The organism is Micromonospora sp. CPCC 205539 (genome assembly GCF_036906815.1).
Classification (GTDB): Bacteria; Actinomycetota; Actinomycetes; order Mycobacteriales; family Micromonosporaceae; genus Micromonospora.
Genome location: NZ_JBAKHW010000097.1, coordinates 1 through 530, shown reverse-complemented (window position 1 = coordinate 530; position 530 = coordinate 1). Strand labels below are relative to the sequence as shown.

The 530-nt window shown below is 66.0% G+C and carries 1 protein-coding gene; it reads right to left on the bottom strand.

What is annotated here, in order from left to right:
* A partial coding sequence (locus V6V47_RS32650) for a C39 family peptidase (RefSeq protein WP_334632408.1) occupies positions 1 to 501 on the bottom strand: 501 nt, incomplete at its 3' end.
* Between the last annotated feature and the right edge of the window lie 29 nt (positions 502 to 530).

The following is a 530-nucleotide window of genomic DNA, read 5'->3' as shown; positions in this document are numbered from 1 at the left end:
GGTGCCGTCAACATCGGTGGTGGTGCCGGCGATGTTGGCGACTACGGCGCGGCCGTCGTCGACGGTCTTGACGATGTCGGCGCGCAGGGTGTCGGTCTGCTTCGCATCAGCGTCGGGCTTGCTGATTTCGACGCTGTGGTAGGCGTTCTTGCCGGTTTCCTTGTTCAGGACGGGGGTGATGTCGTTGATGCTGTTGGTGCCGTTCTCGGTGGTGCCCATTTCCTTGGCCATGGAGTCGACGCTGATGTCCTTGCCCTGCACGGAGAGTGCGTTGCGGGTGGCGGCGGGGCCGCAGTAGTAGAAGTTGGGCTGGGCTTCGTAGCGGACGTTGAGCTGCCGGTCACCGTGGCCCTTACGGTCGGACTGCGTTTGGGTCTGGGTGGTGGCGGGCTTGGCGTCGGACGCGGCGTAGGCGGCGGTCAGCGGGGCGGCGATGGCGCCACCGGTGAACGCGAGACCAGCAGCGGTCAGAGCGGTGCGACGGATCAGATCGGTACGCATGATGGCGTGCTCCTCTGCCTCGGGGGATG